Here is a 14,132-nt window from a genome sequence, read left to right as displayed (position 1 = left end):
TGGAATATCGCCGAGCCAGTTAGAGCCGGTCGTTCGTCATGCTTTCTGGTCTTTCTTCTTCATCCGATCTCAGCGTTGATCAGCTACTAGAGAAATTCTCCAGTGGCTCATCACGACAAAAACGCTCCTTGATCCCAGCAGTCGAGAAAGCGGCTGATCAGCTGGCTGCAATGGGTGCGGCTGCTTTGGCTTCCTTTGACCGGGAAGGAGACGAGTGGGCTGCGGGTTGGATTTTGCAGGCCTTGCATCGTCATCAACCGTCGGCCCTGAGCCCTCTTTTCAATGCTTCAGGGGGATGGTTTGCTGCTTGTTCGGAATCCGATCTGGACTACTCCCCCCTTCAGCAGGCTCTTCTCGAAGAACGGTTTGAAGAGGCTGATCGCCTCACGAGTGCCTTTCTTCGCCAGCTGGCCGGTGAGCAGGCTGAACGGCGCGGCTATGTCTACTTCAGCGAAGTGTTGTCGATGAGAGGGCTGGATCTTGTCACGATGGATCGTCTGTGGATCGCCTACTCCCAAGGCCGGTTTGGGTTCACAGTGCAGGCCCGTTTGCTGGCCACTCTCAATGGGCGTTACGACAAGCTTTGGCCTCGGATTGGCTGGAAACAGGAGGGAGTCTGGACGCGTTATCCGAATGCTTTTGATTGGTCATTGACGGCTCCAGAGGGCCATATGCCGCTGGTCAACCAGCTTCGAGGGGTTCGACTGATCGATGCCTTGCTCAACCATCCGTCCCTGGTCGCTCGTCAATGAGTTACTGCCCTAGTGGCATGGGTCTGGTAGAGGGGTATGGTCAAAACAGAATGCTTCGGTCCTGATGTCATCGCGGCTTGGATCGACTTCAGGGTCGTTCAGTTTCAATCTCAGTCCCTCGTTCCAACGAACGCGCTGGGCTGACTTCATTCTTCCTTCAACGCTCCAACTCTCTCCGTTGTTGGAGTTACTGCTCGACCCTGTGGACTGTGTTGAGACAACCGGTCGGCTTCAGCTCGGTCTTCAGGAAGCGCTTGTTAATGCTGTACGTCATGGGAACTCTGGTGATCCCAACAAGTGTTTGCGTGTGCGCCGCATCCTCACCCCTCAATGGATGATTTGGCAGATTCAGGATGAAGGTGAAGGAGTCCCCACCCATGCACGTCTCGGGGAACTTCCTGACTGCATCGAAGCGAATCAAGGCCGTGGACTGTTTTTGATTTATCAGTGTTTTGACGATGTGCGCTGGAGTCGCCGTGGGAATCGTGTCCAGCTGGCAAGTCGCCGGCCCGACTCTCGAGTGGTGTCCTTTAACGGTGCGGACAGCCAGGGTCTTTCAGTTCCCGTCTGATCCAGCGGAGTGCTTGCTCGGTGAGCTCCTCAATATCGTGACGCTCTCCTCCCTGGATGAGTTGCGAGAGAGCAGCAGCCATCAGTTCAGCGCTACGACGGTCAGCATTGGTTTTCAAACGATGCCAGTCACGGTCGCCAAGACTCAAGCAACGATGAAGTTCCTTGGCGAGTTCAGGGGCGGGTTCTGGCCAGCGCGCTTCAGCCGTTGACATTGTCTTCTGACGATCGGTTGCCTTTATCCTGATGCTTCACGTCTGACGTTGTGACGTGCACAGTGAACGCTTTCATGGCATCAGGTTTCCGTCGCAAACAGTTGCGGCCCTTACACGCCCTGGCCACGTTGATTCACTTTCAGCCAAGGCGTTGGGAAGGGAACGATGTTCGCTCTAGGCGACGATTGCAACGTCGAGGCTTACTTCAACAACTCGTTGAAGGCCAAAATGAATTTAAGTGGATCTTTAAACCAACATCAGCCCCAATCTTTTGGCGTTCACTGCGTTGGGGTGGCCCCGGCCTTTTGGTTGGATTTGTGTTGGCGAAACTGTCAAAGTGAAGCCTCAACAAATACCTGGATCTAGCAAACGAGAGACTTGTGATGCACAATTACAAGCGATTCAGGCACGGTATTAGACGTTTCAGTGGAATCAGGCAGTTCACTGGAATAAGTTGGAACGGCTTGACCCTTTAACCAAGATTGATGAAGTGCGTGGCGGCGCTTATCTTCCTGGAGAACGAGTCGATCGGCAGCATCTTGGGGTGTTTCGCCATGCAAAAGAGCAGTACGGATACAGATTCCAAAACCATGAGCCTCCACCTGCACTTTCCCTTCCATTAGGACCAACTGAAATGTCCAGCCTTGAAGCCAGCGGACATGAAAAGGGTTGATCATCAAAGCCCTCGGCAAGGGTTCCTGCACCCTATGGGGCGCTGGTAGACATCAATGCATGTATGTCAGGGAATCACTTCAAGGCTTGCTGGCCGTCCAAACCCTCACCATGAAATGGGATTCAGCTGAAATCCCTGTGAAGCCAGCATGACTGAGGCGTGATTCGATGTCATCTGAAATGAAATCTCTATAAAAAGGCTCATGAAAGATCCGCCGGAAGTTATCCATCGCCACGCTGTACTGCGGCGAATCTTTGAGTTGAATCGAGTCGGCAAGAACAAAAACTCCACCGCGCTCTAGCACTCGATAAGCATCATTGAGAACAGCCTGGCGCGCTTCAGGAGGAAGCTCATGCATCAGGAAAACGCAGGTCACAGCCTGCATGCTTTCATCACCAAAGGGCATGGATTCGCCATTGCCTTGCAGCAGCTGCACAAGGCTGTTGCTTCCCTTGTTCAGCCAACGATTGGCCTGACGCAAATAGGACTCAGAGAGGTCGAGGCCAAACAGTGAGGCTTTTGGTAGAGCAGCTCGGATCTGATGAAGCGTCCGACCTGTTCCTGTTGCAACGTCAAGGATGCGAAGACTGGCTTCAGGGCGATCACTAAACCGTTTCAAGCCCCGTTTCAAGGGAGCGATCAGCCTCCGGCGCATGGAGTCTGCGGCGCCGTTGAACAGGATGTCGACTTGTAGGTCGTAGAGCTCAGCAGAGTGATCGCTGAGATAACCATCAGTTTGATGATGGAAATTTTGTAAGTAGTAATCCGGATATAGCTCTTTGTCGTGCGTGTCTGGGATGTCTTGGACGTTTCGAGACCTTCGCCTGGCCCAATTCGAGGGAAGATCAAGCCAAACGCGTGGGTAACGCTCAGCCCACTCCAACCAGGGGATATCGAACAGCAGAGATTGGGGGTAAAGCCCTTGTTCTGACTCCTCCCAATCAATGTCCTGAAGAGCGCTTAATGAGCGTCTCAGTTCGTTCAGTAATTCGACAGGAACAGGTTCTGTGCTGGGCACAACATCGGGTGCCAACAGTTCCATGGCTTTAGAGCTCAGCTCCTTATGGGCCAGTCCTGCGAGGCTCCGGCCTTGCTGGATGGTGCGGTAAGCAATTTCAGTCAGGCTCGACGCCATTGGGCTGTAGTCCTATCAATACGCCTATTTCAATGGATGAGCCCATGCAACCGGGGATACAAATCAAGTCATTCGGGCAAGAAATATGAAGCCGAGGCAAATTTAGTATCGGTTGCTACAGAATGGTTGCATCGAAACGAGGCCTTGCACCATGAAAGCCGTTCTTCGTTCTCTTGAGATTGGCTACTCCGGCAATGTGCTGGAACGTCGCCAGAAGTCAGCTGCTGAGTTTCTTGCCTGGGCTGATCATCACGCCCATGAGCAAAGACTGAGCCAATCCAGTCACGTCCAGCTTGAGGGACATCCAGATCTTCTTGATTCCAATAGCGCGCTTGCTCAACAGCGGGTTTGGGCGAATCGCCATGCTCACAAAAGGCACCTGCATGACAGCGCAATGGCTCACCTGCGGCATGGCTGAGCCGTAGCAATCAATAGCCGAAATAGCCATCACTCCCTTTTGAGTGACTAACCAAGGGATCTAAAAGGGAGTGATGGCTGTGCAAGATCATGCAGATTATTGGCAACAGAACTCTTCAGTGAAAATTGACTGGGATATTTCAGTTTCATGATGGGTGTGTTGCCTTGTTTCCACTCCGTGAAGAAGCCCTCCTCACATTTCAATCATGGCGTAAGAATCGTGAAAACAAGGCCTTGAATATCAGTTGATGCTCGGAGTAAGTGGACAGCTCTTTCGAAGCCTGTTGGCTGAAAGCCATACAACACCCGAAAGGGTAAAGCAGGGGGCCGAGGCACCACTCTGTTACGGCCAAGGTATTTTTACGTCTACTGGAAGATATAAACAATTGGCCAAAGCCAGTATTCAGGATACTCAATGATTATCTCTGGATCTTTAGCTTTAGACTTGCATTCCTCACTGATTATCTTATCCACTATCCTTCTGGACCCTCTATCGTGTCTCCAGCGAGTAGCGTTGTTGTGAGAGATCAAATGTCCTAGGTCAATGGATGTCTTCATTGAAAGAACAATGTGTTGGCTAATGGTCCCTGAATAACTAAAATGAAAACATAGAGTTCATCAGTGAGAGAGGTGAGCGTATCAGGCAAAAGACGATGGCTGATAACTTATTCTGTATTAAGGACTACGGACATACTTCTAATTACCAGTAGATTTATAAATAGTATAAAAGTGGCTTAGTGTTGGATATAGAGGCATTCCGCAAGCAACTGATTAACGCCAATCCTAAGACTGCTTCACTTACTCGAGAGGAAATGCTATCGGAGGATTTAATCATTACTTACGAAGCATTAGATCGTATAACTGACAACCTTGGGGAGTTGATTAACGAAACAAATGATACGGACAAGCTTGTCTACTATGCACAATTGAGAGGAGAGCTCTGCTCTCATTTCAACGCAATTGCTATGTTGCTAGAAGAATACAACTTAGGTGTTTGATCATCGCCAACTTAGGTGATTATTCGTTTTGTATTGATGATTACCCATGGCCAACAGAGTTATCGATAAGATTTCCAAAATGAGACAAAATCGTATGACGATCACGCCAAGGCTTCACAGGCCAATACGCCGACAAGGATTAGAAAATAATAATAAATTTTACCATGAAAATCCAACTATTCCTACACCCTCTTCTTCGTATCAAGAAGCTATCTCGCGAGATTTAGTAATTGCTCTTGAAGTAACTGAAAGGCTAAACAAGAGTCTTGATGGACTGATTCAAGAGGATGGATGCAGCGAGTTTCTTGATTCCCATCGATTGCTTAACGAGAAAATCACTTCAAACCGCAATATATTGCTTATACTATTAGGGAACATCATGGATATAAGTATAAAGTCAGGAAAGCGAGAGCTTAAAGCTAACTATTCTGATTATTTCACAAAGTGATTTAGAGGCATGAGCGTATAAGTCCTCACCCTCTTTTATTTCTGTCTACTTAGTAATTTTGCTGATGACTCTCGATACTGAGATGACGTGGTCCCTGTTTCGTGAGCTACTGATGGCTGCCACTGGTTAAGGCCTCCAGCAGAAGAATCCTGGAGAAGTCGAATTTTGCGTAGCTGCTTTTCTTCATCGACGAAACAGCATTCAGCAGGTACTTTTGAAGAAGCACTATCAATGTCTGTTCTGGTCATGACAGTCACCACCGTGATCACCCTCAAGATCAATGTGCCCTTCAGCGAATGGGTCAAGAGTTTTGATAGCGATCTAGGTGCTCAGCGGCATGCTGAGTTCGGTATCAAGCCTCTGTACCGGGGTGTTAGTAAAGCAGATCGCAGCAAGATCGTTGTCATCCACCAGGCACCTGAAGGAGCGGCTGATGCTTTTATTCAAAAATATGGGGAGTGGATTTCCAGTCACGGAGTTGATCTATCAACTGCTGAAGTTGGAGAATGGCTGGAGGAATAAGGATGTCGTTTGTAGCGTCCAGGCTGGCGGCTCTGAAGTTTTTACAATGCAGGTGACTGTTTGATGCATTCAGGTTTCGACAGTCAGATCACCACAATTGCACCGGCAGCGACGTCCCCATGAAGGTCCCGATGGCAATCGTTGCGAATACCAATACCAGCATCCATTTCATCTGCAGAGACCATCACCACTCTTTAATTTCACCCACATCGCTTTCTCAAGAGTGGTGAGCTTTGGTGCTTTTTCATTCAGCACAGCACTGGCACGGGCCTTTGCCTCGTAGATATACCGAGTAGTGCGATCGAGTTCGTCGAATGACATGTCCAACAGTCCGGCGATATATCAGTGTTAGTTCATCCAATCCAATCTTGTGTGTATCACCTACGACCAAGTTGCTTTTTATTGGTTTGGCGTAATACTTGTTACGAACGTATGTAATCGTTATACCGACTACACAAGGCAACTTCTTATTCTGCTAAGTGCTTGGCAACAAGTAAGGCTATTTAGGCGGATGAGAAGATAGGGGTAGTGGGCTAATCCATTGGCTGAGCGAGTTGATCCATAAAGAAAGAAGGTCGCTTAGGGGTAAGGTAGACCTTCTTTTAATGGGAAAGGCAGGTTCTTCATTGAGAGAGACCGCCTAATTACGGGTGGATTAGTCCCAACCCAATCTGATTTTGCTGATTGAGGTGTTCTGTGTCTCTGGTGATCCTAGAAGCTTTACCTATCGGAAAGAAATGAAGACTTTTCTTAAATAAAAATGAGAACTAAGTTTAAAAAGGATATACAAAGATCTCACCCCAGCTGGAGGAGCTAGGTGTCTAGAAATTCACACTCTTGAGAGGACGTTTGATAGGAAGATGAGAGGATCAGCCCTCGTTGTATGAGCTGATGACGGCTGTGTGAATCAGCACATCATTCTCAACGAACCGCACTGTATTTTCTTGCATGTGATTAGAGATCACACCCTTCTCAGCTTCAACGATCATTAGGTTTTCGATTGATTGTGCCTAGAAACTCCGCGATAGAGCAGCTTGATCCCTTTTGCTTCTCGAGCAGGAACCTCTTCGTTATGAAATGATCTACAAATTTCAAAAATGACTTGCCTAAATCTAATGTCCAGGCGATTGTTTCGAGTAATCGTTTGGATTGTATTTAGCAAATTCAAAGATAAGTTTATACGAATGTTATTGCCAAGCTGTCTTGATGAAGGGATTCTAAATAATAATCACCTGTTTTTGATCGACGTATTAAAAAGCGGTCGTATTCTCAATCGACCGCCGTTCGAAAGAGCGCCTCTCCAAACACTCTTACCCCCACCAATAGAAGCTAGTGAATTGGGCAGTGTCTGTAGAGATACATACCTATTTTTTATTGGCGGGCATAAAAAAGAAGGTCGCCTCTCTTGTAAGCCAACCTTCCTTCCTATGGGAAAGGCGGGGTGCTTCCTCGGTAGAGACCGCCTTATACGGGTGATGCCTCCCGTCCCAATCCAATACTGGCGATGGAGTGCGAGAGTGTCTTTGGCGACCCAAAATCTTTAACTATTGGACAGAAATGAAGACTTTTCTTCATTGGGGATGAGAACTTTGCTTAATAAGGATATAGAAATGATGCACCCAGATGGTTGAGGCAATTGGGCGTCAGCAGTGGCTTTCAACGAGGGAAAGCCTTTAGCTCAAATGGATGCCCTGATTGCCGCTCTCGGCGGAGTGTGCTTTGCAAATCGAATCGGAATCATCAGCAATGTGAAGATCAAGAAGGGGAGATAAAACCAAAGAGGACCTTCCTTCACATGTTTTAGATAGGTCAGTAAGAATACTGTCCAAATCCAATGACCTCCAATAAAGTGAAGTCGCTTCCAGTTCTTCATTCCCATCCAATGCTGAGCTCGATCGGTTGAAGTGAGAGCCATTAGAAACACAAACACATAGGCAAGACCACCAAACATCCACTGCCCCAACGACTGTTCTCTCAAAAATGGTTCTGGAAACCACACGGATATTGAGATAATGAGAGCGAGATGAATGAAATGGGAGGCGGCGAAACTTAAACCGATCCAGCGCCTATTTCGGAGCGACCAGCGGGAGATCGAAGAAGGCCAAATGCTTTCAATACTTGAGGCCGTGAAGGCAATCCCAAAAAGGATCAGGGAGCTGCGCCCGGTAGCATCAATCGCATGTTTAATCGCAGTGGCATTCCACCCCGCTAACCCGAAGTTGAAGATCAAGAAAACAACAATGAAAGACGTGACCAAGGTCGTAATCCTCCAACCCTGAAGATTCTGCATCGTTAGGTGAAAGCACTATTTTGCCAGACAAAATAGGCGTTCAGACTCTTGCTAAATGTCTCGAGACAATTATTGCTCATTCAGTGAGGTTATTCGGCGGTCCAATACGTTCTGGCCCACTGATCAGTGAATGCATACTAAGAAGCCTGTCTTTCTATCACTAGGGTGCGGTGCTGATTTTCCACTTTTGTTATATTTATGGTTTAAGCTTAAAATCTGAGCATAGGTGTGCATTATCACTGGATTGAAATTGAAGAATAGATCAGTGTTAATTTTTTGTTATCTATTTTTCGCCAGACTTGGCCGATCAATCTATTTGTAGCGATTTTCTTGGCGTTTCGCTATTGAGCAATAGATTTCAAGTATCCATGCAAAGTGAACTCTGTTCTTGTATCTACTACCTCTAATGCTACATTTATATCGTCCTTCGAATCACCATAGCCATAACTGTGACTTCCCATCTTGGATGGCAGTCGCTCGTCTAAATCGCACTGCAACTTGATTCCTGTCTTCTGGGATTTGATTGAGTCTGAGATCAATGGCAATAGCAAGTTTCAGCTGCCTCAAAGGCGCCTATAGCGAACTGTTGTTGCGCTGCCCATAAAAAATGATCCCTTTTGGGGACCATTTTGGGGACATCTTTTGGGGTTTGGCTAGTAGCCGAGTGTTACTGACCCTTTTTGATCAAGCGTCGTAGTACATGGTGAATTCGTGGGGATGAGGTCGCTGACGCAGCTGTTGTACCTCTTCGTACTTGAGATTGATCCAGTTGTCGATGAAGTCTTTTGTGAAGACTCCACCTTCAAGCAGGTATTGGTGATCAGCATTCAAAGCTTCCAATGCTCCGTTCAGAGAAGCTGGAACAGTGGCGATGTCCTTCAACTCTTCAGCTGGAAGTTCAAACAAGTCACCATCGAATCCATCACCCGGATCAATCTGGTTCTTGATGCCATCGAGGCCGGCCATCATCATGGCGGCAAAGGCCAAATAGGGATTTGCTAAAGCATCACCGGAACGGAATTCCAAGCGCTTGGCTTTTGGACTAGGTCCAGTGAGGGGGATTCGAACCGCCGCAGATCGGTTGCCTTCCGAGTACACCAAATTCACAGGGGCTTCGAATCCTGGAACCAGGCGCTTGTAGCTGTTGGTGGTGGGATTGGTGAAGGCCAGAAAGCTTGGGGCATGCTTCAAGATGCCGCCGATGTACCAACGGGCGGTCTGAGACAGGTTGGCGTAGGTCCCTTCTCCGAAGAACAACGGTTGTCCACCCTTCCAAAGACTTTGGTGTACATGCATGCCAGTGCCGTTGTCATTAAAGACAGGCTTCGGCATGAAGGTTGCTGTTTTGCCGTACTTTTTGGCAACGTTGCGAACAACGTATTTGTAGGTCATCACGTTATCGGCAGCCTGAATGAGCTCCTCGAACACCATTCCCAATTCGTGTTGACCGGCGCCAGCAACTTCATGGTGGTGCTTCTCAGTTCTAATCCCCAATTGAGCCATCATTAACAACATCTCAGAGCGAATATCCTGCGCTGTGTCGTTTGGTGCAACAGGAAAATAACCCTCCTTGGTTTGGATTTTATAAGCGAGGTTTCCACCTTCTTCTACCCTTCCGGAGTTCCAGCCAGCCTCAATGGTGTCAACGCTGTAGAAACAGCCGCCTTCGCTTGAGTTGTAGCGAACGTCATCGAAGAGGAAAAATTCAGGTTCTGGACCAAAAAATGCCGTATCTGCTAGCCCTGTATTGCCGAGATAAGCCAATGCTTTCTGAGCTAAAGCTCGCGGGCAACGGTCAAATGGTTCATGAGTACGTGGATCTTGAATTGAGCAGATCATGCTCAGAGTTTTATGCCGATAAAACGGATCAATCCAGGCCGTTGAAGGGTCTGGAACCATGGACATATCTGACTCGTTGATCGCCTTCCAGCCGCGAATCGAAGAGCCATCAAAGGCCAATCCTTCCCGAAACTCGACTTCGCCGAGCATGTCGGAACACACGGTGAGGTGTTGCCACTTGCCGTGCAGATCGGCGAATTTGAGGTCGATCAGCTCGATTCCTTCGTCCTTGATCTGACGAAGTACGTCCTGAGCAGTTTTAGCCATGGTTGAGGCTGCAGCCGAGAAAATTTTCCCAACGGTAGGCATCGATCTGACACGCTTTTGTATCAATGCGCACTTTTTTGAGAGCAGGGCTCTCTCAGCGAGGCCTGGGTCAGCGCTTAGTAACCGTTTCTGTCAAATTCCTTGAATCCCAGGTGATGAGAGCGTTCTGACCACCTTTGTGGTGTTACCTTCCAGCCAGTGATCCCTAGCGTCCCCCATCATGCGTGATGCCATCACCGGGTTGATCGGCCGTTACGACCAACTGGGTCGCTATTTCGATCGATCGGCCATCGATCGCATTGAGGGGTATTTCGGCCAGGCCGAGTTGCGTCTCAAGGCCGTTGAGCTGATTAATCGCGAAGCGTCGGAGCTCGTACGAGAAGCCAGTCAAAGACTGTTTGTTGGTGATCCTGAGCTGCTATTGCCTGGTGGTAATGCGTACACCACGCGTCGGCTTGCGGCTTGTTTGCGTGACATGGATTATTTCCTGCGTTACGCGAGCTACGCCCTGATTGCCGACGACAGCACGATCCTGAATGAACGCGTTCTGAACGGCTTGGACGACACTTATAAAAGCCTGGGTGTTCCTACAGGACCCACGGTTCGCAGCATGATTCTTTTGGCTGATGTTCTTTGCGAACGCATGGTGGCTGAAGGATCAAGTTCCAGCGACTGCATGATGCTTCGCAAGCCCTTCGACCATCTGGCATCAGGTCTTTCCGCAAACGACATCAGTCAGCGCTAAGCATTCAACGATTTGTCTCGTTTCAACAGGCGTTGCAAACCAACCGTTTTGCTCCGTTTAGAGGCCTGTCTATGCGTAGGCTGTTTGCCATTAATTGGTGATCCTGGCTTTGGCGACGACGCACTCTCCCCGGTTGGTTGATTCGTCCCATCGAACGGTCATTGCCCCGATTAACACCCCCGATCGTTTGCTGCTCGGTCCAGGACCTTCGAACGCCGATCCAACGGTGCTCAAGGCTTTGTCTCGGACTCCGATTGGTCACCTCGATCCGCTTTATGTGGAGCTGATGGGCGAAGTGCAGGAGCTTCTTCGCTACGCCTGGCAGACCGACAACCGCTTGACCTTGCCGATGAGCGGCACGGGTAGTGCAGCCATGGAAGCAACGCTTGCCAACACGGTTGAACCAGGCGACACCGTTCTCGTCGCTGTGAAGGGCTATTTCGGGAATCGTCTTGTGGATATGGCCGGTCGTTACCGCGCCGATGTGAAGGTGATCGAAAAGCCTTGGGGTGAAGCATTTACCAAGGATGAGCTCGAAGCAGCTCTGATTGAGCACAAGCCCGCCATTTTGGCGATGGTGCATGCCGAAACGTCCACCGGCGTGTGTCAACCGATGGAGGGAATCGGAGATCTCTGCCGCAAGCACGATTGCTTGCTCCTGCTCGACACCGTGACCTCTCTTGGCGGTGTTCCCGTTTATCTCGATGAATGGAAGGTGGATCTGGCCTACAGCTGTAGTCAGAAGGGTTTGAGCTGCCCTCCAGGGCTTGGTCCATTCACGATGGGCCCTCGCGCTGAAGCCAAGCTTGCTGCGCGTCAAGACAAGGTGCCCAATTGGTATCTCGACGTTTCCCTTCTCAATCAGTACTGGGGCAGTGACCGCGTTTATCACCACACAGCACCGGTCAACATGAACTTCGGCATGCGTGAAGCGCTCAGGTTGCTGGCGGACGAAGGCTTGGATATGGCTTGGGCGCGTCACCGCAGTAACGCTGAAGCCCTTTGGTCCGGTCTGGAATCGATGGGTATCGAAATGCACGTGCCCGAGGAGCTCCGTCTGCCCACCCTCACGACCGTTCGGATTCCAGATGATGTGGATGGAAAGGCTTTCACGCAGCACCTGCTCAACAACCACGGGATCGAAGTGGGTGGTGGTCTTGGTGTTCTTGCCGGAAAAATTTGGCGAATTGGCCTGATGGGTTACAACTCAAACCCTGAGAACGTCAGCAGGTTGTTGAACCTGTTTGAAACGGAGCTGCCCCAGTTCCGTCAGAACGTTGCCGTCGCTGCTTAAACCAGCTCGACAGCATTTCTTTCGCCTCCTCAGCCTGTACACCACCGATCACGGTCATTCGGTGGTGTGCACTGATGTGTGTGGCCAGGTTGATCGTGCTTCCCATCGCTCCCCGCTTCGGGTCAGTCGCGGCAAAGATCACTTGTCCAACTCTCGCCTGAACCAAGGCACCGGCGCACATGGGACAGGGTTCCAAGGTCACCAACAGAGTGCAGTCATTGAGGCGCCAGTCACCACGCAGGCGGCAGGCCTGTTGAATTGCCATCAGCTCAGCGTGCCCAAGCGGATCATTGTTCAGCTCCCGTTGATTGATGCCATGGCCAATGCAGCGGCCGTGGTGATCCAAAACAATGGCGCTTACTGGAACCTCTCCGCGTTCGCCGAATCGACGCGCGCGCTCAATCAAACGCTCCATCCAGGCTTGCATCTGCGTGGAAGAGAGTTCGATTGGAGACTGCACCGTCAGGCTCTTGGCTGAGTGCATCTTTGGATGTGCCAACACTTTGATGTGCCACCACAGGGGAGAATGATCACTCCCCATCTTGTCTTCTTGGTTGGATCTTCAAGCAATCCTGAACCGGTAGCTCTGTCGGCGTTTGCTTCGCCCGATGCGCTTGACCCTCAACTCCTTCAGTTTTTGGAGGGTGCTTCCGAGCGCTTATGCAGCTGGATCGGTTCGGCGGGTGAGCGAGGTCCACTTCCAGCACTTCGGGTGCTTCCAGATGCTGCTCCGCAGGCCCATGGTCGCGACATGCAGCAACTGTTGGATGACCTTCAGCAGGTGATGGATGGTGCATTTCAGCCCTCCCATCCCGGGGCGCTTGCCCATCTCGATCCGCCTCCGTTGAGTGCGTCAATCGCCGCTGATTTGATCTGCGCCGGACTGAACAACAACCTTCTGGCCGAGGAGCTGTCGCCAAGTTTGAGTCATCTCGAACGGCAGCTTTGCGCCTGGTTTGCTGAACGCCTTGGCTTCCCTGCAGGGGCTTCTGGTGTTGGGGCAAGTGGAGGCACGCTGAGCAATCTGATCGCCTTGGTTTCTGCTCGTCATCACGTCGGCTTGGACCACAATCCAGAGGCCGTGGTGGTGGTCAGTGCTGATGCGCATGTGTCCTGGCACAAGGCAGCGCGCGTGATGGGGCTTCAAAGCGACGGAGTTCGTGCCATCCCGGTGGACGAGCAAGGGCTCATCGATCTGCAGCAGCTCGAGGCTGAATTGGCAACACTTTCAAGAGATGGACGTCCTTGTATCGCAGTGGTGGCCACAGCAGGTAGCACGGTGCGGGGCGCCATCGACCCCGTTTCTGCGATGGCTGATCTTTGCGCACGCTTGGGCCTATGGCTGCATGTGGATGGGGCGATCGGTGCGGTTTTTGCTCTCAGCTCCACTACCACCCATCTGCTCCATGGGATTGCACGTGCTGATTCGATCACTGTGAATCCCCAGAAAGTTCTTGGCATCACGAAGACGTCATCCCTTCTGTTGGTTCGCAAGGCCGCCGTTCTGGCTGATGCGTTCTCCACAGGCCTTCCCTACATGGAGCCTGCCGTCGAGCACGATCACGGTGGAGAACTGGGTCTGCAGGGGAGTCGGCCGGCGGAAGTGCTCAAACTCTGGCTTGGCTTGCGCCAACTCGGTGAATCAGGGATTGAACAGCTGTTGTCTGCAGCGATCGCTCGACGTGAGTATCTCCAGCAGCAACTGGATCCCAACAGGCTGATGATTCTCACGGGACCTTTGCATGTGCTCGCCTGTAGGCCTCAACGCGGACAGGCGCAGCAGCACGAACGCTGGTCGATCGACACACGCCGGGACTTGCTTAGCCAGGGCATCATGGTGTCGAGACCGCTCCATCAAGGGCGGCATTTCCTCAAGGCTGTTCTTGGCAACCCGCATACCGATCACGCTTTGCTGGACCAACTTGCATCAGCTCTGAATCAATCCGTGGAGGATCGGCCCTGATGGC

At 50.5% G+C, this 14,132-nt stretch carries 17 protein-coding genes; 10 read left to right on the top strand and 7 right to left on the bottom strand.

All coding sequences use genetic code 11. The features are described 5' to 3' along the window. Nucleotides 1–38: 38 nt before the first annotated feature. Both SynPROS91_RS06495 and SynPROS91_RS06490 read left to right on the top strand, forming a co-directional pair. On the top strand, nucleotides 39–752 hold the full coding sequence (locus SynPROS91_RS06495) for a GUN4 domain-containing protein (RefSeq protein WP_186515710.1): 714 nt from the start codon (nucleotides 39–41) through the stop codon (nucleotides 750–752). A gap of 64 nt (nucleotides 753–816) precedes the next feature. Next, on the top strand, nucleotides 817–1,323 hold the full coding sequence (locus SynPROS91_RS06490; RefSeq protein WP_186515709.1) for an ATP-binding protein: 507 nt from the start codon (nucleotides 817–819) through the stop codon (nucleotides 1,321–1,323). Here SynPROS91_RS06490 and SynPROS91_RS06485 read toward each other — a convergent pair. Further along, the gene (locus SynPROS91_RS06485) at nucleotides 1,283–1,537 is read right to left on the bottom strand and encodes a DUF6439 family protein (protein ID WP_186515708.1); all 255 of its coding nucleotides are present in this window, start codon (nucleotides 1,535–1,537) and stop codon (nucleotides 1,283–1,285) included. The genes SynPROS91_RS06490 and SynPROS91_RS06485 overlap by 41 nt on opposite strands. Before the next feature lie 74 nt (nucleotides 1,538–1,611). Between SynPROS91_RS06485 and SynPROS91_RS06480 the strand changes: the two genes are divergently transcribed. Further along, nucleotides 1,612–1,878 carry a hypothetical protein gene (locus tag SynPROS91_RS06480; RefSeq protein WP_186515707.1) on the top strand — a complete coding sequence of 89 codons (267 nt, stop codon included), beginning with the start codon at nucleotides 1,612–1,614 and terminating at the stop codon, nucleotides 1,876–1,878. Nucleotides 1,879–1,899: 21 nt separating this feature from the next. Here SynPROS91_RS06480 and SynPROS91_RS06475 read toward each other — a convergent pair whose 3' ends face one another. Both SynPROS91_RS06475 and SynPROS91_RS06470 read right to left on the bottom strand, forming a co-directional pair. Continuing rightward, nucleotides 1,900–2,214: a copper-binding protein gene (locus SynPROS91_RS06475; RefSeq protein WP_186515706.1), complete on the bottom strand. Its 315-nt coding sequence runs from the start codon at nucleotides 2,212–2,214 to the stop codon at nucleotides 1,900–1,902. Nucleotides 2,215–2,289: 75 nt separating this feature from the next. Beyond that, nucleotides 2,290–3,345: a class I SAM-dependent methyltransferase gene (locus tag SynPROS91_RS06470; RefSeq protein WP_186515705.1), complete on the bottom strand. Its 1,056-nt coding sequence runs from the start codon at nucleotides 3,343–3,345 to the stop codon at nucleotides 2,290–2,292. A gap of 151 nt (nucleotides 3,346–3,496) precedes the next feature. Between SynPROS91_RS06470 and SynPROS91_RS06465 the strand changes: the two genes are divergently transcribed. The 4 genes from SynPROS91_RS06465 to SynPROS91_RS06450 all read left to right on the top strand — a co-directional run bounded on the left by SynPROS91_RS06465 (nucleotide 3,497) and on the right by SynPROS91_RS06450 (nucleotide 5,730). After that, nucleotides 3,497–3,763: a hypothetical protein gene (locus tag SynPROS91_RS06465; RefSeq protein WP_186515704.1), complete on the top strand. Its 267-nt coding sequence runs from the start codon at nucleotides 3,497–3,499 to the stop codon at nucleotides 3,761–3,763. Nucleotides 3,764–4,502: 739 nt separating this feature from the next. Continuing rightward, entirely contained in the window at nucleotides 4,503–4,760 is a 258-nt protein-coding gene (locus tag SynPROS91_RS06460; protein ID WP_186515703.1) for a hypothetical protein, read from the top strand. Nucleotides 4,761–4,854: 94 nt separating this feature from the next. Further along, nucleotides 4,855–5,208 carry a hypothetical protein gene (locus SynPROS91_RS06455; protein WP_186515702.1) on the top strand — a complete coding sequence of 118 codons (354 nt, stop codon included), beginning with the start codon at nucleotides 4,855–4,857 and terminating at the stop codon, nucleotides 5,206–5,208. Between the two features lie 165 nt (nucleotides 5,209–5,373). After that, nucleotides 5,374–5,730, top strand: a complete 357-nt coding sequence (locus SynPROS91_RS06450; protein WP_255439645.1) for a DUF3764 family protein — start codon at nucleotides 5,374–5,376, stop codon at nucleotides 5,728–5,730. Between the two features lie 168 nt (nucleotides 5,731–5,898). On the opposite strand, the gene SynPROS91_RS06445 is transcribed toward SynPROS91_RS06450, so the two are convergent. The 3 genes from SynPROS91_RS06445 to glnA all read right to left on the bottom strand — a co-directional run bounded on the left by SynPROS91_RS06445 (nucleotide 5,899) and on the right by glnA (nucleotide 10,126). Next, nucleotides 5,899–6,051: a hypothetical protein gene (locus tag SynPROS91_RS06445; RefSeq protein WP_186515701.1), complete on the bottom strand. Its 153-nt coding sequence runs from the start codon at nucleotides 6,049–6,051 to the stop codon at nucleotides 5,899–5,901. Between the two features lie 1,357 nt (nucleotides 6,052–7,408). After that, nucleotides 7,409–7,960, bottom strand: a complete 552-nt coding sequence (locus SynPROS91_RS06440) for a ferric reductase-like transmembrane domain-containing protein (RefSeq protein ID WP_370586751.1) — start codon at nucleotides 7,958–7,960, stop codon at nucleotides 7,409–7,411. 744 nt (nucleotides 7,961–8,704) lie between these two features. Beyond that, nucleotides 8,705–10,126: a type I glutamate--ammonia ligase gene (gene glnA, locus SynPROS91_RS06435; protein WP_186515699.1), complete on the bottom strand. Its 1,422-nt coding sequence runs from the start codon at nucleotides 10,124–10,126 to the stop codon at nucleotides 8,705–8,707. Nucleotides 10,127–10,346: 220 nt separating this feature from the next. Between glnA and SynPROS91_RS06430 the strand changes: the two genes are divergently transcribed. Continuing rightward, nucleotides 10,347–10,871: an allophycocyanin subunit beta gene (locus SynPROS91_RS06430; protein ID WP_186515698.1), complete on the top strand. Its 525-nt coding sequence runs from the start codon at nucleotides 10,347–10,349 to the stop codon at nucleotides 10,869–10,871. A gap of 97 nt (nucleotides 10,872–10,968) precedes the next feature. Further along, nucleotides 10,969–12,165, top strand: coding sequence for an alanine--glyoxylate aminotransferase family protein (locus SynPROS91_RS06425; RefSeq protein ID WP_370586798.1), 1,197 nt, complete (start codon nucleotides 10,969–10,971; stop codon nucleotides 12,163–12,165). Here SynPROS91_RS06425 and SynPROS91_RS06420 read toward each other — a convergent pair. Further along, a complete protein-coding gene (locus SynPROS91_RS06420; protein WP_255439644.1) occupies nucleotides 12,095–12,649 on the bottom strand; it encodes a nucleoside deaminase in 555 nt (184 codons plus the stop codon). The genes SynPROS91_RS06425 and SynPROS91_RS06420 overlap by 71 nt on opposite strands. A gap of 42 nt (nucleotides 12,650–12,691) precedes the next feature. Here SynPROS91_RS06420 and SynPROS91_RS06415 point away from each other — a divergent pair, with 42 nt between their 5' ends. Further along, nucleotides 12,692–14,128, top strand: a complete 1,437-nt coding sequence (locus SynPROS91_RS06415) for an aminotransferase class V-fold PLP-dependent enzyme (RefSeq protein WP_186515696.1) — start codon at nucleotides 12,692–12,694, stop codon at nucleotides 14,126–14,128. Nucleotides 14,129–14,132: the final 4 nt, after the last annotated feature.

Origin of the sequence: Synechococcus sp. PROS-9-1, assembly GCF_014279775.1 — a bacterium.
Lineage (GTDB): Bacteria > Cyanobacteriota > Cyanobacteriia > PCC-6307 > Cyanobiaceae > Synechococcus_C.
Note: the sequence above shows the minus strand (reverse complement) of the source record. Positions and strands in the feature narration are given on the sequence as shown.